Origin of the sequence: Flavobacterium endophyticum (genome assembly GCF_003634455.1) — a bacterium.
Taxonomy (GTDB): domain Bacteria; phylum Bacteroidota; class Bacteroidia; order Flavobacteriales; family Flavobacteriaceae; genus Flavobacterium; species Flavobacterium endophyticum.
On the sequence record NZ_RBLC01000001.1, the window covers coordinates 194,372 to 215,311 of the forward strand.

At 37.2% G+C, this 20,940-nt stretch carries 19 protein-coding genes; 10 read left to right on the top strand and 9 right to left on the bottom strand.

Annotation, left to right across the window (positions count from 1 at the left end):
- From CLV94_RS00940 to CLV94_RS00950, 3 genes are all read left to right on the top strand, one after another.
- Positions 1-1,692 carry an LIC_10190 family membrane protein gene (locus CLV94_RS00940; RefSeq protein WP_147406545.1) on the top strand — a complete coding sequence of 564 codons (1,692 nt, stop codon included), beginning with the start codon at positions 1-3 and terminating at the stop codon, positions 1,690-1,692.
- 3 nt (positions 1,693-1,695) lie between these two features.
- Complete coding sequence (locus CLV94_RS00945) at positions 1,696-2,460, top strand: TIGR02757 family protein (RefSeq protein ID WP_121374594.1); 765 nt, start codon at positions 1,696-1,698, stop codon at positions 2,458-2,460.
- Positions 2,461-2,540: 80 nt separating this feature from the next.
- Positions 2,541-3,893, top strand: coding sequence for a DEAD/DEAH box helicase (locus tag CLV94_RS00950; protein WP_121374595.1), 1,353 nt, complete (start codon positions 2,541-2,543; stop codon positions 3,891-3,893).
- 8 nt (positions 3,894-3,901) lie between these two features.
- On the opposite strand, the gene CLV94_RS00955 is transcribed toward CLV94_RS00950, so the two are convergent.
- Complete coding sequence (locus tag CLV94_RS00955; RefSeq protein WP_121374596.1) at positions 3,902-5,014, bottom strand: lactonase family protein; 1,113 nt, start codon at positions 5,012-5,014, stop codon at positions 3,902-3,904.
- 142 nt (positions 5,015-5,156) lie between these two features.
- On the opposite strand from CLV94_RS00955, the gene CLV94_RS00960 reads away from it, so the two are divergent.
- From CLV94_RS00960 to CLV94_RS00975, 4 genes are read left to right on the top strand one after another with little or no spacing between them, the layout of a single operon-like run.
- Positions 5,157-7,097 carry a vWA domain-containing protein gene (locus CLV94_RS00960; protein WP_121374597.1) on the top strand — a complete coding sequence of 647 codons (1,941 nt, stop codon included), beginning with the start codon at positions 5,157-5,159 and terminating at the stop codon, positions 7,095-7,097.
- Positions 7,094-8,350: a dihydroorotase gene (locus tag CLV94_RS00965; protein WP_121374598.1), complete on the top strand. Its 1,257-nt coding sequence runs from the start codon at positions 7,094-7,096 to the stop codon at positions 8,348-8,350. The genes CLV94_RS00960 and CLV94_RS00965 overlap by 4 nt, the downstream gene beginning before the upstream one ends.
- Before the next feature lie 3 nt (positions 8,351-8,353).
- Positions 8,354-8,680, top strand: coding sequence for a hypothetical protein (locus CLV94_RS00970; protein WP_121374599.1), 327 nt, complete (start codon positions 8,354-8,356; stop codon positions 8,678-8,680).
- A gap of 4 nt (positions 8,681-8,684) precedes the next feature.
- Positions 8,685-9,335 (top strand): alpha/beta hydrolase, encoded by a 651-nt coding sequence (locus CLV94_RS00975; RefSeq protein WP_121374600.1) that lies wholly within the window; start codon positions 8,685-8,687, stop codon positions 9,333-9,335.
- A gap of 46 nt (positions 9,336-9,381) precedes the next feature.
- Here CLV94_RS00975 and CLV94_RS00980 read toward each other — a convergent pair whose 3' ends face one another.
- Genes CLV94_RS00980 through CLV94_RS00990 form a run of 3 tightly spaced genes read right to left on the bottom strand, consistent with a single transcriptional unit; the run spans position 9,382 to position 11,190 of the window.
- The gene (locus tag CLV94_RS00980) at positions 9,382-9,864 is read right to left on the bottom strand and encodes a hypothetical protein (protein WP_121374601.1); all 483 of its coding nucleotides are present in this window, start codon (positions 9,862-9,864) and stop codon (positions 9,382-9,384) included.
- Between the two features lie 50 nt (positions 9,865-9,914).
- A complete protein-coding gene (locus CLV94_RS00985) occupies positions 9,915-10,412 on the bottom strand; it encodes a hypothetical protein (RefSeq protein ID WP_220477617.1) in 498 nt (165 codons plus the stop codon).
- 13 nt (positions 10,413-10,425) lie between these two features.
- A complete protein-coding gene (locus CLV94_RS00990) occupies positions 10,426-11,190 on the bottom strand; it encodes an MBL fold metallo-hydrolase (RefSeq protein WP_121374602.1) in 765 nt (254 codons plus the stop codon).
- An 85-nt stretch (positions 11,191-11,275) separates the two neighbouring features.
- Between CLV94_RS00990 and CLV94_RS00995 the strand changes: the two genes are divergently transcribed.
- Positions 11,276-12,748 (top strand): TonB-dependent receptor, encoded by a 1,473-nt coding sequence (locus tag CLV94_RS00995; RefSeq protein WP_121374603.1) that lies wholly within the window; start codon positions 11,276-11,278, stop codon positions 12,746-12,748.
- 73 nt (positions 12,749-12,821) lie between these two features.
- Here CLV94_RS00995 and bcp read toward each other — a convergent pair whose 3' ends face one another.
- Entirely contained in the window at positions 12,822-13,274 is a 453-nt protein-coding gene (bcp, locus tag CLV94_RS01000) for a thioredoxin-dependent thiol peroxidase (protein ID WP_121374604.1), read from the bottom strand.
- 82 nt (positions 13,275-13,356) lie between these two features.
- On the opposite strand from bcp, the gene CLV94_RS01005 reads away from it, so the two are divergent.
- Positions 13,357-14,007 (top strand): endonuclease III domain-containing protein, encoded by a 651-nt coding sequence (locus tag CLV94_RS01005; RefSeq protein ID WP_121374605.1) that lies wholly within the window; start codon positions 13,357-13,359, stop codon positions 14,005-14,007.
- A gap of 37 nt (positions 14,008-14,044) precedes the next feature.
- Here the strand turns inward: CLV94_RS01005 and CLV94_RS16960 are convergent, their stop codons facing one another.
- Positions 14,045-14,188, bottom strand: coding sequence for a hypothetical protein (locus tag CLV94_RS16960; protein ID WP_170148721.1), 144 nt, complete (start codon positions 14,186-14,188; stop codon positions 14,045-14,047).
- 53 nt (positions 14,189-14,241) lie between these two features.
- The gene (locus tag CLV94_RS01010; protein ID WP_121376189.1) at positions 14,242-14,826 is read right to left on the bottom strand and encodes an RNA polymerase sigma factor; all 585 of its coding nucleotides are present in this window, start codon (positions 14,824-14,826) and stop codon (positions 14,242-14,244) included.
- A gap of 316 nt (positions 14,827-15,142) precedes the next feature.
- On the opposite strand from CLV94_RS01010, the gene uvrA reads away from it, so the two are divergent.
- Positions 15,143-17,929: an excinuclease ABC subunit UvrA gene (uvrA, locus tag CLV94_RS01015; protein WP_121374606.1), complete on the top strand. Its 2,787-nt coding sequence runs from the start codon at positions 15,143-15,145 to the stop codon at positions 17,927-17,929.
- Positions 17,930-18,124: 195 nt separating this feature from the next.
- Here uvrA and CLV94_RS01020 read toward each other — a convergent pair whose 3' ends face one another.
- Together CLV94_RS01020 and CLV94_RS01025 are read right to left on the bottom strand one after the other, a co-directional pair.
- Positions 18,125-19,597: an oligosaccharide flippase family protein gene (locus tag CLV94_RS01020; RefSeq protein WP_121374607.1), complete on the bottom strand. Its 1,473-nt coding sequence runs from the start codon at positions 19,595-19,597 to the stop codon at positions 18,125-18,127.
- A 43-nt stretch (positions 19,598-19,640) separates the two neighbouring features.
- Positions 19,641-20,915: a glycosyltransferase family 4 protein gene (locus CLV94_RS01025; RefSeq protein ID WP_394345735.1), complete on the bottom strand. Its 1,275-nt coding sequence runs from the start codon at positions 20,913-20,915 to the stop codon at positions 19,641-19,643.
- Between the last annotated feature and the right edge of the window lie 25 nt (positions 20,916-20,940).

Genomic DNA, 20,940 nt, shown 5'->3' on the forward strand with positions numbered 1-20,940 from the left:
ATGATCTTATTACTTTTAAGTTGGGTCTATATTTTATTTACCACCATAAACCTAGGTTTTTTTCTAGATAAAATCCTTAAGCTTAAAGTTCAGAATCTTACTTTCTTATCAATTCTTGGGTTATTCTCGACCACTATAATGGCTAGCTTTTGGGCCATTTTCGGAAGGATAAATTTCGAGTTTCATTTGGCTCTTTTGTTTTTAAATTTTGCTTTATTCTTGAGTAACAAAAAAGCTATAATTTCTATTTATAAAAACTTCTTTCTAGAATTAAAATATCTTGACAAAACCTTAAAAATTCTTCTCGGCTTAATTGCTCTTTTAATAGTAGCACAATGTGCCTCAATTCCTTTTATAATTGATAACGAATCCTATTATATTCAAACAATTAAGTGGATGAACGAATATGGCTTTGTAAAAGGCTTAGGCAATTTGCATATTTATTTAGGACAAACAAGTGGATGGCATGTGCTACAAAGTGCTTTTAATTTCTCTTTTATATATCCTAACTTTAATGATTTGAGCGGATTTTGCCTGCTTTTAGGAAATATTTTTTCCATCCAAAAACTTGACAATTATTTCAAAACAAAAAATAAAACAGACCTGATTATTGGATTATTTCCTCTTTCAAATATTTTACTTTTCCAATTTATAAGTGCTCCTTCGCCCGACCTTCCGATTTATGTTTTTACCTTTATAATTTGTTCACTATTTTTAGATAATTACAGAAAGATTAATTCCGAGACTTTCAACTGGATTTCAATTTTAGTGCTCTTCTCGCTTTACATAAAAACAACATCCATCGCATTGTCTTTGATTCCGATTCTTATTCTTTTTCAAAATTATAAGAATTTAAAAATCTATAAGATTACCAGTTTAGCTCTCGTCATCTTATTTCTCTTTATCGTTAAAAATTTAATTATCACAGGATATCCTTTATTTCCAATAACTAAAAATTTTGGATTGACCTTTGACTATCAGATTCCAGAAAAAATAGCAACATACTATTATGATCTGACAAAACATTTCGGCTATTCTTTATCGAAATCAAAATTTCAAGAAATGTCTTTTCCTGAAATTTTTATGCATTGGTTAAATCTTCCAAAACTTCACGGATTTTTTAATAAGATAAGCATTGTCTTAATTGTACTATCTCCAATTATAATTTATAAATTTTATAATAAAACTAAATTTTGGGTTTTTTATGCTGTGATGGTTCTTCAATTTATACTGCTTTTTATGTCGTCTCCGCAGTATCGTTTTGTTATGAATTTCATTCTGATTTTTAGTTTTTTACTTCTATCTTTAATACTAAATAAAAAACAAATAATTCTAATTTCACTTTCAGCTTTCACCCTCTTACTAACAATACTTGTTTTTATACCTTTGAATTTTAGCTTATTAACAAAAAACAAACATACGCTAGAATCAAGTAATTTTAGTTTTAAAAATTTCGTTTTCCCTTATACAGACACCAAATACGATACCGCTTTTGAATTGCTAAAAAATGAGAATCTATATTATTATAATCCAACAAATATTGACTTTTTCTGGGGAACTGGAGATGGTCCGTTACCCTGTGTAAGAAAGAAGCAACTCGATTATTTTGAAAAAAAATACCAAGTAAAGCCACAAATGCGAAGTGATACTATAAAGGATGGATTTTATGCAAAAGACACTTCAAAAAGATAAGAAATGACTCAAAAAGAACTAAAGATTTTCCTCGACGAAAAAGTCGAATTATATAACAAGCCTGATTTTATCGAAAGCGACCCGATTCAGATTCCGCATTTATTTTCCCTAAAAGAAGATATTGAAATTGCTGGTTTTTTGAGTTCCATAATTGCTTGGGGAAATCGAAAGATGATTATCAACAACTCTAAAAAAATGATGGATTTGATGGGGAATTCTCCTTATGATTTCATCATGACGCATCAGGAGTATCAATTGGAACGGTTAGAAAATTTTGTACATAGAACTTTTAATGGCCAAGATTTTATCAGTTTTATCAAGGCTTTGCAGCATATCTATAAAAATCACAACGGATTGGAAGCTGTCTTTTTGAAACATCAAGAAGCCTATTCCATGCAGAAAAGTATACACGAATTCAAAAAAATCTTCTTTGAAATTGAACATCAGCAAAGAACTCAAAAGCACATCTCTGATCCGCTAAATAATTCTGCTGCCAAAAGAATCAATATGTTCCTGAGATGGATGGTACGCCAAGACAAAAAAGGAGTTGATTTTGGCATTTGGAAAAGCATTTCGCCCTCAACATTATCTTGTCCGTTAGATGTGCATTCTGGAAATGTGGCACGTAAATTAGGTCTTTTGACTCGAAAACAAAATGATGGAAAAGCACTGGCTGAATTAGACCAACAATTGCGAAAACTAGATCCTAAAGATCCTGTAAAATACGATTTTGCATTGTTTGGATTGGGCGTCTTCGAAGGATTTTAGCTCATCATCTAATGGCCTAAAAATCAAACAATCCAACGAAGTCCAAATTTTAACGTACCTTTGCACAAAATTTACACATTATGTCCACTTTTGAGCAATTCAACCTTCCTAAATCCTTACAAAAAGCAATTGATGACTTAGGATTCACATCGCCTACTCCAATTCAGGAAAAATCTTTTTCTGTGATTGCGTCTGGTCGTGATATGATGGGAATTGCACAAACTGGTACAGGTAAGACTTTTGCGTATCTTTTGCCTTTATTAAAACTATACAAATTCACTCCTACACATACGCCAAAAATCGTAATTCTTGTCCCAACAAGAGAATTGGTCGTGCAAGTTGTGGAAGAAGTCGAAAAACTGACAAAATACATGTCAGTCAGAACTTTAGGCATTTATGGAGGGGTAAACATAAACACTCAAAAAACGTCTGTTTATCAAGGAATTGACATTTTGGTTGGTACGCCTGGCCGTGTGATGGATTTGGCTTTGGACAATGTTATCCGTTTTGACGAAACACAAAAGTTAGTTATTGACGAATTTGATGAAATGCTGAATCTTGGTTTCCGCGTACAGCTGACTTCCATCTTGGCAATGATGAAACCAAAACGCCAAAACATATTGTTTTCAGCTACGATGACAGATGAAGTCGATGCTGTTCTTGAAGATTATTTTGATTTTCCAGAAGAAGTTTCGTTGGTTCCATCGGGAACGCCGTTGGAAAAAATCAAACAGATCAAATACGCTGTTCCGAATTTCAACACAAAAATCAATCTTCTGAAATACCTTTTGTCAAATGATGAAAGTATGTCGAGAATCTTGATATTCGTCAATAACAAGAAATTTGTAGACATGGTTTATGACCGAATCACAGACGATTTCGGTGACCAATTTGGCGTAATCCATTCTAATAAATCTCAAAACTATCGTCTGACAACGATGGAAAACTTCCAGCAAGGAACACTTCGAGGAATCATCACCACAGACGTCATGGCGCGAGGTCTGGATATTTCGGACATTACCCATGTACTGAATTTTGATGTTTCGGAAGTTCCAGAGCAGTACATCCACAGAATCGGAAGGACGGGACGTGCTGACAAAGACGGAATCGCCATCAGTTTTGTCGGTCCGAAAGAAGAAGAATTCTTTATCGAAAGCGAAGTGCTGATGAACAAAGAAGTCGATACAGAACCAATCCCAGAAGGAGTGGAAATTTCAACCGTCTTGATCGAATCTGAAAAAGTAAGACAGCCCGTTAAGCTGTTGATGAAGAAAGTCAAGAAAGAAGGCGGAAGCGCTTTTCATGAAAAATCAGACAAGAACAAGAAAGTCAATTTGGGAGGTCCTGGTAAAACAAAACCTAGAAAAACGAAGTCTAGAAATCGTGGCGTGGAAAGATCACGTGATAAAAAACGAAAAGATAAGGACAAATAAAATTTTCCTTAAGCTTTCGTAAAAACCAAACAGACCGGAGCACACAATTCGATTCGTTTGCCTGTATCAGAGAGTTTTCCTGTCGTTTCATCAATCTTAAAAATTACGATTTCATTCGTGTACTGATGCCCTACCAACAAAAATTTACCCGTTGGATCAATCACAAAATTCCTCGGCCCTTTGCCCTTTGTGCTTACCTGATTCACCAAATCTAAAGTCCCTTTTTTATTGATGACAAAGGCATTGATTGTGTTGGCATCTCCCCTATTTGTAGCATATAAAAACTTACCGTTAGGCGAAATATGGATATCTGCAGCACTATTTTCACCTTTAAAATCTTTGGCAACGATAGTCGTTTCTTGAAGCTGCTTTAGCGAACCATTTTTGTATTTAAAGACAGTCAGTGTTCCGTCCAATTCTTGAAGCAGATAGGCAAATTTTCCATCTTTACTAAATGTCAAATGACGCGGTCCGCTGCCTGATTTTACGGCAATTCTTTCTTTTAATTCTAAAACTTTTTCAGGAGCATTTTTATCGTATTTGTAGACAGAAATCTGATCTGTTCCCAAATCATTTGCAAAAACATATTTCTTGTCTGGCGAAAAATAAACCATGTGCACGTGGGCGCTTTCTTGACGTTGGGCATTGATTCCTTTTCCTTCATGCTGTATGACTTGTTTCGCTTTATTCAAGCTGCCATCAGCATTTTTCCCAAAGACAGAAATACTTCCTCCTGAATAATTAGCTACAATGACATTTTTTTCGTCATTGATAATATAACAAGGATCGGCTCCATGGGAATCTTGGGAATTCAAGAAATTTAATTTCCCGTTTTTGGAATTAAATCCAAAAGCACTCACTTGGCTGTCGGCTCCATTTTCATTTACGCTATACAAAAATTTTGTATCGCCAGAAATAGTCAGATAGCTTGGATTTATTATTTTATCGGAAGTACTTTTCAAAGAAAAATCACCCGTATCGGTACTAAAATCATAGACATAAATTCCGTTGCTCTCGCAGGAATTAGTATACGTACCCACAACCAAACTATAGATTTTATCCTGAGCGTTGGCCGTTAGTACTAAGAAAAAGGTAGAAAGTAGAAACCCGACTTTTTTCATTTTCAATAATTGTTTACCGCAAAAATAAGGCTTCGAACCGCAAAAGCATCTTCAAGAACTGTTAATTTAATAGTTCAAAAAAATCACAAAACTAGCAATGACAACTGCCAACTAATTTGTATTTTTGACAAACTTTCAATGAATGCAGTTCAAACACCCTGAAATTCTTTACTTCCTTTTCTTATTGGTTATTCCAATTCTGGTCCATTTGTTTCAATTGCGACGCTTCAAGAAAGAATATTTCACCAACGTACATTTCCTAAAAGAGCTTGCCATACAGACTCGAAAAAGCTCAAAACTAAAGAAATGGCTTTTGCTGCTCACCCGATTGTTCCTTTTGGCCTGCTTGATTATTGCTTTTGCACAACCATTCTTCCAAGCTAAAGACAGCAAAGGAATCACAAATGAAATGTTTATCATTCTGGACAATTCGTTTTCGATGCAAGCCAAAGGAAAACAAGGCGAACTGATGAAAAGGGCTGTGCAGGAATTATTAGAAAATGCTCCGGAAAATCAGACATTTTCACTGGTCACAAATTCAGAAATTTTCTGGAATACAGATATAAAATCCATCCAAAGAGAATTGCAAAATCTAAAATATAGCGCTTCGCCATTTGCTTTAGACAACCTGATGGCGAAGATAAAATCTAGAAAATCACCTTACAACAAAGACATTGTCGTGATTACAGATGCTGTCGGTTTACAGCCAAAACAGCTGAAAAGTATTGATTCTACTTTCAATACGTATTTTATCATTCCAAAGGCCGAACAGAAAAACAATATTTCTATCGACAGCGTGTTTATCCACCAGACATCAGACAATTTTTATGATATAGGCGTAAAACTTTCTTCGTATGGCGATAATGAAAACGACATTCCGATTGCCTTATACAATGATAAAAAGCTTATTGCCAAGACCATCGTAAATTTTGAAGGCAAAGAAAAATCCATCAATTTTACGATTCCAAAAGAAGATTTTAACGGTTATGCTTTGATTGAAGACAATGCTTTGCACTATGACAATCAATTGTTTTTCAGCATTTCGAAACCGCAAAGACTGAATGTCGTCAGCATCGGGCAGCCCGAAAAAAGCAACTTCTTGAAAAAGATATATTCCGACAGCGAGTTCGTATTCAATAATTTCGACTTAAAATCGCTGGACTATAATATTCTGGAAAAGCAAGATGCTATTGTCTTGAACGAACTGCCAGAAATACCGCAGGCTTTGCAGACCACTTTAAAATCTTTTGTAGAAAAAGGAGGCAATCTAATTGTAATTCCATCAGCAGAAGGTAGTGTTTCAAATCTGAACAGCCTAATGGGTAATTTTGGGGGAATCCAGTTCAAATCTTTAGAAAACAAAGAAAAATTAGTCACAAAAATTGCTTTCAATAATCCGCTATACAGCACGGTATTTGAGAAAAAAATCGACAACTTCCAATATCCGAATAGTGCTAGTTCGTTTGGAATATCAAGTGCCTATCCATCCATATTGAGCTTTGACGACCAAAGCGCTTTCCTTACGGCTGTACAAAATCCAGTCAGTTCGGTTTATGTATTTTCTGCTCCTATAAATAAGGATAATTCTAATTTCCAAAACTCTCCGCTGATTGTGCCGACATTTTACAACATGGCACTCAGCAGCCAAAAAACGGGAATAAACGCATTGACAATCGGTGAGAACAGTCCGTTTTTGATGGATGCTTCCTTGTCAAAAGACGAAATCGTCGAAATCAGAAGTCTTTCCGAAGAAGCCAATGAAAAGTTTATTCCGATGCAGCAGATACTCAATAACAAAGTAAAATTGACTTTTAACGATTTCCCTCAAGAAGCAGGAAATTTTGGAATATACAAGCAAGACAATCTGCTAAAGAAAATTAGCTTTAACTACGGCAGGACCGAAAGTGACTTGAGCGCTTCTAACGAATCCTTATTATCCGATTATAACGTTATTGAAAGCATCGACAACGTTTTTGATACTTTACAGACGGAACGAACCGACAACGAAATCTGGAAATGGTTTGTGTTTTTGACCCTGCTGTTTCTAGTCACTGAAATATTGATACAAAAATTTGTAAAATGAACATAATCATCCGACAAGCTAAAATTATCGACCCTAAAAGCCCGTACCATAATGAAATTGCAGATCTAAAGATTGAGAGCGGCGTCATAACCAAGATTGGAAAGAAATTGCAGAACCCCGACAAGCTAGAAGAAGTATCTCTCGAAAATCTGCACGTATCTCAAGGCTGGTTTGATTCTAGCGTCAGCTTGGGCGAACCTGGTTTCGAAGACCGAGAGACAATTTCTAACGGATTAGATACTGCTGGAAAAAGTGGCTTTACGGCTATTGCGATGCAGCCGAATAGCTTTCCGATTTTAGACAATCAATCCAGCATCAGTTTTGTAAAAAGAAAAGCGGAAGGCTTTGCTACGGACTTATTCCCTATCGGAGCTTTGACCAAAAATAGCGAAGGCACCGATCTTGCCGAATTATTCGACATGAAAAATTCCGGCGCTGTTGCTTTTGGAGATTACAACAAAAGCTTGTCAAACGCCAACTTGCTAAAAATTGCGCTGCAATATGTACAAGATTTTGACGGATTGGTTATCACCTATTCTCAAGATTCCAATATCAAAGGAGCTGGCGTGGCGAATGAAGGAATTGTCAGCACACGATTAGGCTTAAAAGGAATACCGGCCTTGGCGGAAGAATTGCAGATTTCAAGAAATTTGTTTATCTTAGAATATACTGGAGGAAAATTGCACATTCCTACCATTTCGACAGCAAAGTCGGCACAATTAATTAAAGAAGCAAAAGCTAAAGGCTTGAACGTGACGTGCAGCGTAGCGGTTCACAATTTGGTCTTGACGGACGAAAAGCTAGATGGTTTCGACACAAGATATAAAGTAACGCCGCCTTTAAGAAGCGAATCGGATAGAAAAGCATTGGTTAAAGCAGTAAAAGACGGCATTATCGATATGATTACTTCGGATCATAATCCGATAGATATCGAGCATAAAAAAATGGAATTTGATATGGCTAAAAACGGAACGATCGGATTGGAAAGCGCTTTCGGAGCTTTAACAACCGTTTTGCCTGTAGAGAGTATCATTGAGAAATTGGTAGCCGGAAAAGCAATCTTCAGCATTGAGAACCTTGAAATTAAAGAAGGTAATAAAGCCAATATCACACTTTTTAATCCGGAAGAAAAATGGACATTTGGCAAAGAAAATATTTTGTCAAAATCAAAAAACTCGGCTTTCCTAGGACAATCAATGAAAGGAAAAGCCTATGGAATATACAACAACCAAAAATTAGTTCTAAACGACTAGATTATGAAAAATACAGTTGAAGAAGGAAAAAATACGGCAATCATCGCCCATCTTACGATTTTAGGAACGATTATAGCGGCAGTGCTTAACGGCGACAAGAAGAATGCTTTCGCAGGCTTTTACATTCGCCAGACCTTAGGAATATTTCTTTTGTTTTTTGCGTTAGGCTATCCCGTAGGATTGTTCGACAGCTGGATGATTTCCTCGGCATTGTATCTTTTTATTTTTATACTTTGGGCTTATAGCTTTGTGAGCGCGCTCCAAGGACAGATGAACATGATTCCTCTTCTAGGAAGCTTTTTCCAAAAAGCATTCAAAAATCTTACTTAGAATAATGAAATCAAACATAGAATACCTCATTCGAGAGCCCAGAATAAAAAAAGAAAAAAATCCTTTATTGTTGTTGCTTCACGGCTACGGAAGCAATGAAGAAGATTTATTTTCCTTTGCACCAGAACTACCAGATGAATATTATGTAGTTTCGGCAAGAGCACCATATAATTTACAGCCATACGGCCATGCTTGGTATGCCATAAATTTTGATGCCGACGAAAACAAATTTTCAGACAACGACCAAGCAAGAGAATCAAGGGATTTGATAGCAAGACTTATCAATGAATTGGTTTCGAACCTGCCTATTGACTTTCAAGACGTTACTTTAATTGGCTTCAGTCAAGGAACAATATTGAGCTATGCCATTGCGCTGAGCTATCCTGAAAAAATCAAAAACGTTGTAGCGTTAAGCGGTTACCTAAATCCAGACTTGCTGGTTTCTGGTTACGAAAAAAAGGATTTCAGCCATTTAAAAATGTTTGCTTCCCACGGAACCGTAGATCAGGTCATTCCTGTAGAATGGGCCAGAAAAGCTCCCGATGCGCTAAAAAGCTTAGGGATTGATGTGACTTATAAAGAATATCCTATCGGCCACGGAGTTTCTCCACAAAATTTTTATGATTTCAAAAATTGGCTCGAAAACCATAAATAAAAAAAGGATTCCAATATGGAATCCTTTTTTTATCATTATTTAAATTTTAGTCGTCTATTCTGTCGCTTCCTGTGATAACTTCTTCATTAATCAGCGCGCCGGCATACAATAGCGAATCGCCTTTCATAAGTTTATACCCTTTGGTAGTCTGTAGTTTCCAGTCATCCTTCACATAAGGTTTTCCTTCTGATTCTCTTACGAGCATCAAAGGCAATTTTTCGTTAGGTATAAAAAGTTCGGCTCGGTCGCCATTCTCTTCCAAGACAGCAAAAGCACTATAAACGGCATCGCCTTGCTTTATTTCTGTAGCAGGATTAAGGCGGATACCGACTTCAAACGGACGGATGCAATTCTTTTTCAGCTCAGACCAAGTATAGCCTGCCGAAGCAACACAGCCTTTATCATCCTTATCATTTCCGACCACAGTTCCCAAGCTGTCCTTCTGGATCGTCATATCAGATCCGTTGCTTAAATCCTTGCAAGAATAAGCAGAAATGACAACAAGAGCCAGCAAAAATATTTTTTTCATAATCGATTGAGGGTTTAGGCTTGACAGTCTATAAAATTATAAAAAAACTTTTATTTAAGAGTCTTCGGATAAATAAAAGTATCCATCGTTTCATATTCTGTCGGCTTGCCCTCTTCTTTAAAATATTTGATCATGACTTCTCCCCAAGCGCCGCCAATGTTAAAATCGGCTATAATCCAGCGGTTGTTCAAGATTTTTATTTTGTTAATGATTGCTTTGTTATCATTAATCTTATCATATTTTGTAAGCGGATTGCCTTCCGGCTTTTCATTCAAAGAACTGATTTCATCACGAATTTCTGCCGCCAGCTGGTTCACATCAAAGTTTTCAAAATATTCTATCGCATTGTCGTTATATTCCAACGAAAAATAATTGGCATCCATGACCTGATTGTTCAGCGCTGCTATAGAATCTTTTTTTGCTTTGGATTCTTTTTGGAAATTAGCAATCCTATCTTCTTCAAATTTTGTCTTTTTAGTAAAATACATGTACGTGAAAATATTCAACAAGACGGATAATATGAAAAGATAAAGCAGTGGTTTTTTCATAGTTTATTTCAATTTAAATAGTTATTTGCAGGTTGTCATACGCCAAAAACACATTCTCAGGAAGCTGTTTTTGTACTTCCTCATGGAATCCCATTCGGTGGCTGATGTGAGTCAGATAGGCCTTTTCGGGCTGTAGTATTTTGATAAAATCTAACGCTTCCTCAAGATTAAAATGCGAATGGTGCGGTTCTTCTCTCAAGGCATTTACGACCAATACTTTCAATCCTTTTAGCTTTTCAATTTCAGACTGTTCAATAGTCTTGACATCTGTCAGATAAGCAAAATCATCAATCCTATAGCCAAAAACCTGAAGTCCGCCATGCATGACGTTAATCGGAATTGCTATTTTATCTCCGATAGTAAAATTTTGTCCATTGACAACTTCTATCGGTTCTACAGAAGGAGCTCCGGGATACTTATCAACCGTTTCAAAAACATAATCAAACCTTCTCTTTAAAGACTCTAAAACGCGCTTGTGAAGATAGATAGGAATATTGCCTTGCCTGAAGTTGAACGGCCTAATATCATCCAGTCCAGCAGTATGGTCTGAATGTTCATGCGTGAACAAGATTCCGTCTATTTTTGGACATTCGGAAACCAGCATCTGCTGCCTAAAATCAGGGCCGCAATCAATGACAAAAGAGTGATTTTCCCAAGAAATCCAAACCGAAACGCGAAGGCGTTTGTCTCTTGGATCATTGCTTTTACATACAGGATGACTGCTTCCGATTACTGGAATGCCTTGCGAAGTTCCTGTACCTAAAAAATATACTTTCAATTGACGTTAATTTTTTACAAAAATAGGATTAATTCCCTTTAATAAAAGCCCTATTTTGTTAACTTTGCAAAGTATTATCACTATTATGAGAAACGACGAGAACGAAATCAAACTTAAAGGAGATAAGGTCATCGAGCAAATTCCTTCTATAAAGGATAAAGCCCTCCGTATTAACTTGAACGAAAATATTTATGGCACTTTTGCAGAGATTGGTGCCGGACAAGAAACCGTAAGACATTTCTTCAGAACTGGCGGTTCTTCTGGAACTATAGCAAAAGCTATGTCTGCTTATGATAAAGATTTTAGCGACGCTATTTATGGTGCTGAAACCGACGGAAGATATGTCACCGAAGCTAGACTTAAAAAAATGCTTTCGCACGAAGTCAAGCTTGTTGAACAGCGTTTGAAAAGAGACAAGCATCCGAGCAAGATGTTTTTTAGCTATGCTAATACAGTAGCCACTATCGACTTTGCGAAACAATTCAAAGGCCACGGCTGGGTTGGAATCAAATACCAGATCGAGCCAGACGAAGATTATAACGAAATCGTACTGCACATCCGCTTTAAAGAAACTGACGCAAGATTACAGCAAGAAACACTTGGTATTCTTGGTGTTAATTTGATTTATGGTGCTTTTTATAAATACAACGACCCGAAAAAACTGTTGCGTTATTTGTATGACCATTTGGACAAAGACCAATTGGAAATCGATACGATAAACTTTTCAGGGCCTCGTTTTGCTGATGTAGACAACCGTTTGATGAGCCTTCAATTGGTCAAAAACGGAATGACAGATGCCGTGATGTTTGATCCGGAAGGAAAGAATGTTTTGCCGGCCGCGATATTGTACAAGAAAAACATCTTGGCATTAAGAGGAAGCTTTCGACCTGTTACGCGAGTCAACATGGACATGTATGAGAAGTCGCTAAAAATGTTTCTTGAAGAAAATAAAGTAGAAAAGGAAAATACGCTGGTTGTTTTTGAAATTACGCTTTCCAATCTTCGTTCCGATGGAGAAATTGACGAAAGAGATTTCATGGACAGAGCAGAGTTACTTTGTTCGTTAGGACAGACCGTAATGATTTCCAACTTCCAAGAATATTATAAAGTTGTTGAATATTTCTCTAACTATACCAAAGCGAGAATGGGACTCGCCATGGGTGTCAACAACTTGGTAGACGTTTTTGATGAGAAATATTACCGTCACTTGAGCGGAGGTATTTTGGAAGCTTTCGGTAAATTATTCTACCGCGATTTAAAAGTTTTCTTATATCCGATGAAAGATGAAGACGGAGTAGTAATCAACTCAGAAAATCTGAAAGTTCATCCGCGTATGAAGGAATTGTACAAATTCTTCAAATTCAACGGAAAAGTGGTCGATATCACAGATTTTGATGAACATGACTTAGAAATTTTCTCAAGAGAAGTACTAAAAATGATCAGCAAAGGAAAACCAGGTTGGGAAAGCATGTTGCCGCAAGGTATTGCCGAATTGATCAAAAGAGACAATCTTTTCGGATATGACCCGAAGAAACTCATGGAAGAAAGCACGAATTAAGATTCAGTAATAAAAATAAAAAAGCAGTATTCAGATAAAAGTGAATACTGCTTTTTTTATGAATTCGTATAAATTACTTTAAGATCTGATTGGCATGTGCCTTGGTTTTCACATCCGAAATCACTTCATCGATAATGCCTTCTTCATTAATCACAAAAGTCGTCCTGTGGATACCGTCATACGTTCTTCCCATAAATTTCTTAGGTCCCCAGACTCCAAATGCCTGGATGACTTCTTTATCTTCGTCTGCTAGCAACGGGAACGGAAACTTAAACTTATCCTTGAATTTTCCTTGTGCTTTTTGCGAATCGGCACTGACGCCAAGAAGTTCATAATTATTAGCTTTAAAACGCTCGAAATTATCGCGCAAATCACAAGCTTCGGCAGTACAGCCTGGCGTATTGGCCTTTGGGTAAAAGAAAACTACTAATTTCTTTCCTTTATAATCTTCTAATTGGCGGAATTTTCCGTCTTGATCAAAGCCAGAAAAATCCGGTGCCTTGTCGCCTGCTTTTAATGTTGTCATATTTTTGGTATTGGGTTTTTAGAGAATCAGTCAAGGAAAACAAATATTTATCCTAATTTTACAAGTATAAAAATAGCTAAAAATGACCAAAAAAGAACGTGCAACATTTGTTATTAATACGTTAAAACAACTATATCCAACCGTCCCTGTTCCTTTAGACCATAAAGATGCCTATACGCTACTGATAGCTGTGCTGCTTTCTGCCCAATGTACAGATGTAAGAGTCAATCAAATCACGCCTATCCTATTTGCAAAGGCCGATAACCCTTACGATATGATAAAAATGTCAGTCGAAGAAATCCAAGATATTATACGTCCGTGCGGTCTATCGCCTATGAAATCGAAAGGAATTTACGGACTATCACACATACTTATCGATAAGTATAATGGCGAAGTTCCGCAAAACTTTGAAGCGTTGGAGTCGCTTCCGGCTGTAGGCCATAAGACCGCAAGCGTAGTCATGTCGCAAGCTTTCGGAGTCCCTGCTTTTCCGGTAGACACGCACATCCATAGATTGATGTATCGCTGGGGATTGTCAAGCGGAAAAAATGTGGTAGAAACCGAAAAAGATGCCAAAGCGATTTTCCCTAAAGAATTATGGAACGACCTGCATCTTCAGATTATCTGGTACGGAAGAGAATATTCGCCAGCAAGAGGCTGGAATCTCGAAAAAGATATCATCACCCGTACTATCGGAAGTAAAAAAATATTGGCCGAGCTGACCAAAAAGTAAAAAAAATATCCCGATAAAAAATTATCGGGATATTTTCTCAGTTAGCAATTGACTCAAATTTTAGCCCTTTTACTTTAATATAGCTCAAGGCTTTAGAGTAATTTAATAAAAACGATATTGTTTCTTTCTTAGGCTGCATTGGTTGTGTTGCTAATGATTTTTTAGAGTAGATTTTTGCCATATATTTATTTTATAGGTTCTTTCTACTACAACGCAACAATTATACGAATATTGTTAATTAGTCAAGATAATTTGATGCTTGTCGATAACTTTTCTCAAGTTCATCAGAGCATAACGCATCCTTCCTAATGCCGTATTGATGCTAACGCCCGTCAACTCTGAGATTTCTTTAAAACTAAGGTCTTGATAGATTCTCATCAACAGTACTTCTTTCTGATCGTCTGGAAGTTCTTCGATTAGTTTTCTCAAATCATTTTCTACTTGTGCCGTAATCATTTTGCTCTCGATATTCGGGCAGCTGTCAGACATAATCGAAAATATAGAAAAATCTTCCGTCTCTCTAAACATTGGCATTTTTTTATTTCTTCTGAAATGATCTACGATAAGATTATGAGCAATCCTCATTACCCATGGAAGAAATTTTCCTTCTTCATTATAAGATCCTGATTTTAAGGTGCGGATTACTTTAATGAATGTATCTTGAAAAATATCATCAGTAATATCTCTGTCAGAAACCTTGGAATAGATAAATCCATAGATTTTTGACTGGTGTCTTTCGATAAGTGAAGCAAGGGCGATTTCTTCACCTGCTACATATCTCTTTACCAACAAAGCGTCTGGGGTTTGAACATTTGCCATAGTATTACCTTTTAGTTTTTGGTTGTAAACGAAAAATAGAATTTCTAAAAAGTAATTTTTTGTAATAGGCAAGTGTTAAATTAAGATTAATTATGAACCAAATGTAGTATTATTTTTTTTATAGTACAAAACAAAATATTGATTTTTAACATAAATCGTACAATAAAATAAATTTTAACAATGATTATCCATTAAAACATAGCAATTTTCGACACAATTATCACTCCTTTAACATTGAAATACACACATATTTCTCAATTTTAAACCATCAACAGCTTCCTTAAATTAATTATCTTTGCATCTCTCAAAATTTGCTATGATTACTGATATCACAAAAATAGAACCAAAGACAAATATTATCATCAAAGGCGCTCAAATTCACAATCTTAAGAATTTAGATGTCGTCATTCCTAGAAACAAACTCGTAGTAATTACGGGGCTTTCAGGCTCTGGAAAATCGAGTCTTGCTTTTGATACCTTGTACGCCGAAGGACAACGAAGATATGTCGAAAGCTTATCGTCGTATGCAAGGCAATTCCTTGGGCGTTTAGATAAACCGAAAGTAGATTATATCAAAGGAATTGCTCCTGCGATTGCCATCGAACAGAAGGTCAACACCACAAATGCGCGTTCGACTGTAGGTACTTCTACTGAAATATACGATTACCTGAAGCTTCTTTTTGCCAGAATCGGAAAGACCTTTTCTCCTATATCCGGACAAGAAGTCAAGAAAGATACTATTACAGATGTCATCAATGACGTAAAATCGTTTGAATTGGAAAGCAAATGGCTGCTCCTCGCTCCTATCCATCTTGAAGAAGGACGTGCGCTTGAAGACAAGCTGAAAGTGCTTTTGCAGCAAGGTTTCGCCCGTATCCTGATCAATAACGAAATGGTGCGTCTCGATGAAATCGACGGCCATACTTTAGACAACAAGGATATTCTTTTGATTATCGACAGGATTGTTGTTAAAGATGAAGAAGAATTCTATAATCGTCTTGCCGATGCTATACAGACTGCTTTTTACGAAGGGAAAGGCATTTGTTATCTGCAAGAATTAAATACCGAAAAACGTTTTACCTACAGCAATAATTTTGAACTAGACGGCATTCAATTTTTCGAACCAAACGTACACCTTTTTAGCTTCAACAATCCCTATGGTGCTTGTCCGACATGCCAAGGCTACGGAAATATAATCGGGATTGACGAAGAGCTAGTTATTCCAAACACGGCCTTGTCAATTTTCGAAAATGCTATTTATCCATGGCGCGGCGAAAGCATGAGCTGGTACCGAGACGAACTGGTCAAGAACGGCTATAAGTTTGATTTTCCGATACACAAGCCCTACTACCAGCTTACAGAAGAACAGAAGGCGTTGGTTTGGAAAGGCAACAAAGATTTCGTGGGATTGAATGAATTCTTCAAAGAACTCGAAGTCAAAAATTATAAGATACAAAACCGCGTCATGTTATCCCGCTACCGTGGCAAGACCAAATGTCCGGATTGTCGAGGAAAACGTCTTCGCGAAGAAGCAAATTACATCAAGATTGGCGGAAAGACGATTTCCGACTTGGTCGATTTGCCAATCAAAAGACTGGTTGTCTTTTTCAAGGAACTGGAATTATCCGAATACGACCTAAAAGTAGCCAAACGATTGCTTTTAGAAATCAATAACCGATTGGCCTTTTTGACAGAAGTTGGCTTGGATTATCTTACCTTAAACCGAAATTCTGCCACATTATCAGGCGGTGAATCACAACGAATCAATCTGGCCACTTCTTTGGGAAGCAGCCTTGTCGGTTCGATGTATATTCTGGATGAGCCTAGTATCGGACTCCATCCAAAAGACACCGAAAGATTAATAAAAGTATTGCTTTCGCTTCGCGATCTAGGGAATACGGTTATTGTAGTCGAACATGACGAAGACATCATGAAAGCGGCCGATATGATTATTGACATCGGTCCAGAAGCTGGGACTTTTGGAGGTGAATTGGTCGCCCAAGGGACTTTTGACGAAATACTTCAATCGACATCGTTGACTGCGAAATACCTAAACGGGCAGGAAGAAATCAAAACGCCAAGAATCCGCAGAAAATATAAAAACTTCATCGACATCAAAGGGGCTCGCGAAAACAACCTGCAAAATATAGACGTGCGCTTTCCACTAGAAGTGCTTACGGTAATTACAGGAGTTTCGGGAAGTGGAAAAAGTACGCTTGTCAAAAAGATCCTTTTCCCAGCCATGCAGAAAGCGTTGGAAGGCGTTGGAGAAAAAGCCGGACAGTTTACCGAAATGACCGGAAGCTATCAGCTTATTAAGCATATCGAATATATAGACCAGAATCCTATCGGAAGAAGCTCGCGCTCGAATCCGGTGACGTATATCAAAGCCTATGATGATATCCGTGATTTATTTGCCAAGCAAAAACTGTCGCAGATACGAAATTATCAGCCGAAACACTTTTCCTTTAACGTAGATGGCGGACGCTGTGAAACCTGCAAAGGCGAAGGAACCATCAATGTAGAGATGGTTTTTATGGCCGATGTGCAATTGGTCTGCGATACCTGCAACGGAAAACGTTTCAAGAAAGAAATTCTGGAAGTTACGTACGAAGGAAAAAATATCGATGATATATTGACTTTGACCATAGACGATGCCGTAGCCTTTTTCAAGGAACAGAATCAGACAAAAATCATTCAGAAATTACAACCGCTGCAAGATGTGGGATTAGGTTATGTACAGCTCGGGCAATCTTCTTCGACGCTTTCAGGCGGAGAAGCACAGCGAATCAAGCTAGCGACATTCCTAGTCAAAGGTGCGACAAAAGACAAGGCGTTGTTTGTTTTTGATGAACCGACTACAGGCTTGCATTTCCACGACATCAAAAAGCTCTTGGCTTCATTTGATGCGTTGATAGACAAAGGCCATTCGATCATTGTCATCGAGCACAATCTCGATTTGATAAAATGTGCCGACTATATTATTGATATCGGTCCTGAAGGAGGCGAAAATGGCGGACACCTAATTGCATCGGGCACTCCAGAAGAAATCGTACAGAATAAAAAATCGATTACGGGAAAATACCTCAAGGAAAAACTATAGCGCTGTTTAACACTAATTTATCACTTCAGGAAGCATGACATTTTAACTTTGGCATGGAACTTGAATATACTATGATATAAAAGTTAGTTGGTTAACTGATAAAATATTTAAGAGTTTAATAATTTGGTTGATTATTAAAATTGGTTGGTTAGGTTTGTTATAAATCCCGTTGTACTGCAAAGTAGGCGGGATTTATTATTTTGAGCCCTTGCCTATTCTATTCATCACATTTTTTAGTACCAAATTAATATCCGAAGAAATAGCGAAAACATAATTCAGATATACATACGCAATCGTAATCAATATTGATTTCAAGATGATATTCACATACGGATTAAAAGGAAAATCCCAGAAATAGAAAGCACAGAACAATACGATTATAATCCCGAACGATTTTAAGGTATTTCTAGTAAACGGATAGAGATCCATCTTTTTTACCACAAACAAAAGCTTGATGGTATTGTAAACGAAGATTGAAATAAAGGTAGCCAAGGCCGAACCTGTAATGCCATACATCGGTATAAAAAGCATGTTTAATCCGATCATCATTACGACCAAAAGCAAGCCGAAAAGCAAGACCATACGATAGTATTTCGTATTGAGAATGATAGCATTGTTATTTCCTAAGATTACATCATAAAACTTTCCAAGGCCAATCAAGAAAACACTCAAAATTCCGGCTTCATAATTCCCTGGAATTACCAGATAGAGCTGTTTGATATTCAAGAAGATTCCCAGCATCACCAAACCGCCAAATACCTGCAGGCTTATGGCACTTTTTTTATACAGCTCGTTCAATTCCTCCATCTTTTCTTCGCTCATCAGGCGCGCCGTGATCGGGTAGATAATCTGCAGCATGGCACGACTCGGAACTGCGATAACCGTCGCAATATAAATAGCAACAGAATATACTGCATTCTTGCTGATTTCTTCATATGCCGGAATCATTACCTTATCAAAATCAAGCAATAAAACCGCAACGCTTCCCGATAGTATGATAAAAAAAGAATAGCCAAAAATATCCTTTACGTTTTCAGGAACCTTGACATGGAAGGTAGGCATCTTGACATACATCGCATATATAATCATCGCTAGCATCTGCAAACCATACGCTCCGGCAATGCAATAAATAAACGTATCCTTGTCAATCCATCCTAAATAAATAGAACACAAAAGAACAGTCGTCAGGATCCTTACCAAGACTTCGCTGATAAAATTTCCAAAAACAGACTTCATGTGTACTTTTACCCACGCATAAAAAATCTCAAAATAGCCCATAAACAAGCCTACGACAGGAATCAGCCACAGAAAAGGCTCGACTGTAGGGTTGTCTTCCACAATCCAAGAAGCAATCTTCTCGTAGCCAAAAATCGTAATGATGCTGATCGGAACAATCAGCAATAGCGGCATCAAGAGCATAAAGCTCAAGAAACGCTCACGTTCTGTTTCATCTTTGTATTTCGCATAAAACCGAATTAGTGTGCTATGAACGCCAAACGCCATCAGCGGCATCATGATATTGGCGGCCGAAAGCAAAAATGAAACGATTCCGTAATGCGTCTTGCCTAAAAAGCTGGTGTAGAGAAAAAGTGCATTAACAGCGCCAATACCAAAACCAAAATAGGTAACGGCAATGTTCTTGGCAGACTGATTTAATACGATTCCCATGTGAAGATTTTAGATTTTTGATTTAAGATTTTTGTTGATCTTATTACACTATTTTTGAGAGCTTTTCTGTCAGGCTTTTGCGACTGTATTGCTGTAATCCTACTGCGTAGGTTTTTAATTTTCCTTCTTTGAAAAGCGCATAATTGGCCAAGATATTAGATTTCAAGGCATCGAACTCATCGTAATTAAAAAATGCTCCTGTATTCGTTTCCTTAATGATCGTGGCAAAGTCTGAACCTTCTGGACCAATAGCCAAAATAGGCCTTTCTGAAGCCATATATTCAAATAATTTTCCAGGGATAATACTTTTAGTGTCTTCGGAATTAATTTCAATCAGCAAAAGCATTTGCGACTTTCTCTGATGTTCTACTGCCGTCTTGTGCGAAACATAGCCCAGATTACTCACGTAACGATCAAGTCGGAACTCTGATATCGCATCCAATACTTCTTGGCTTACGGCTCCGATTAATTTTAGCTCAAAATCTTTTTTGAAGTCCGGATTTTCCTTGATGATTTCTTTGAGGCATTTCCATAAGATTCTTGGGTTTCTTTCGGACAAAAAAGAACCAATATGCGCTAGGCTGAATTTTTCATCCAGCGACTGTTTTTCTACTTTTTCGACATCAAAACCATTCGTAATCACTTCGATAGGTTTTGAAGTTAGTGCTTCAAATTCCTTTTTTGTAGTATTGCTGGTCACTAAAATTTTATCAGCACCATTCAAGACAATCGATTCCAATTCCTTATGTTTTCTAGAAGCCGAAGCCGATAATTTCAATTGGGAGTGATAGCCTATAGTCGTCCACGGATCGCGGAAATCGGCAAGCCATTGCACTTTTGTTCTTTCTTTCAGCGCCAGTCCGATCAAATGAAGGCTATGTGGCGGACCCGAGGTAATTATTGTATCGATTCCGTTTTCCTTGATGTATTTTTCCAAAAACAATACCGATGGTTTTACCCAAAACACCCTCGCATCCGGAATAAAAACATTGCCACGGATCCAAAGTAAAAGTTTTTCCAAAAGGGATTGTTTCTTTTGGTTTGGGATAATGCCTGAACTGATTTTCTTGGTCTTTTTCTTCGAAAAAACAGAAGCAAAGCCATACGGCTCAAAAATCTTGTTCTTCAAGATGATTGCCTTGTCCGAAACTTCGCTAACCAATCCTTCATCTATAATCGGATAAGTCGGATTTTCGGGAACATACACTATAGGCTGTATGCCAAAGTCTGGCAGGTACTTCACAAACTTCAGCCAGCGCTGTACTCCGGGTCCTCCGGCGGGCGGCCAATAATAAGTTATGATAAGTACTTTTTTCAAAATTATGAGTTATGAATTAGGAATT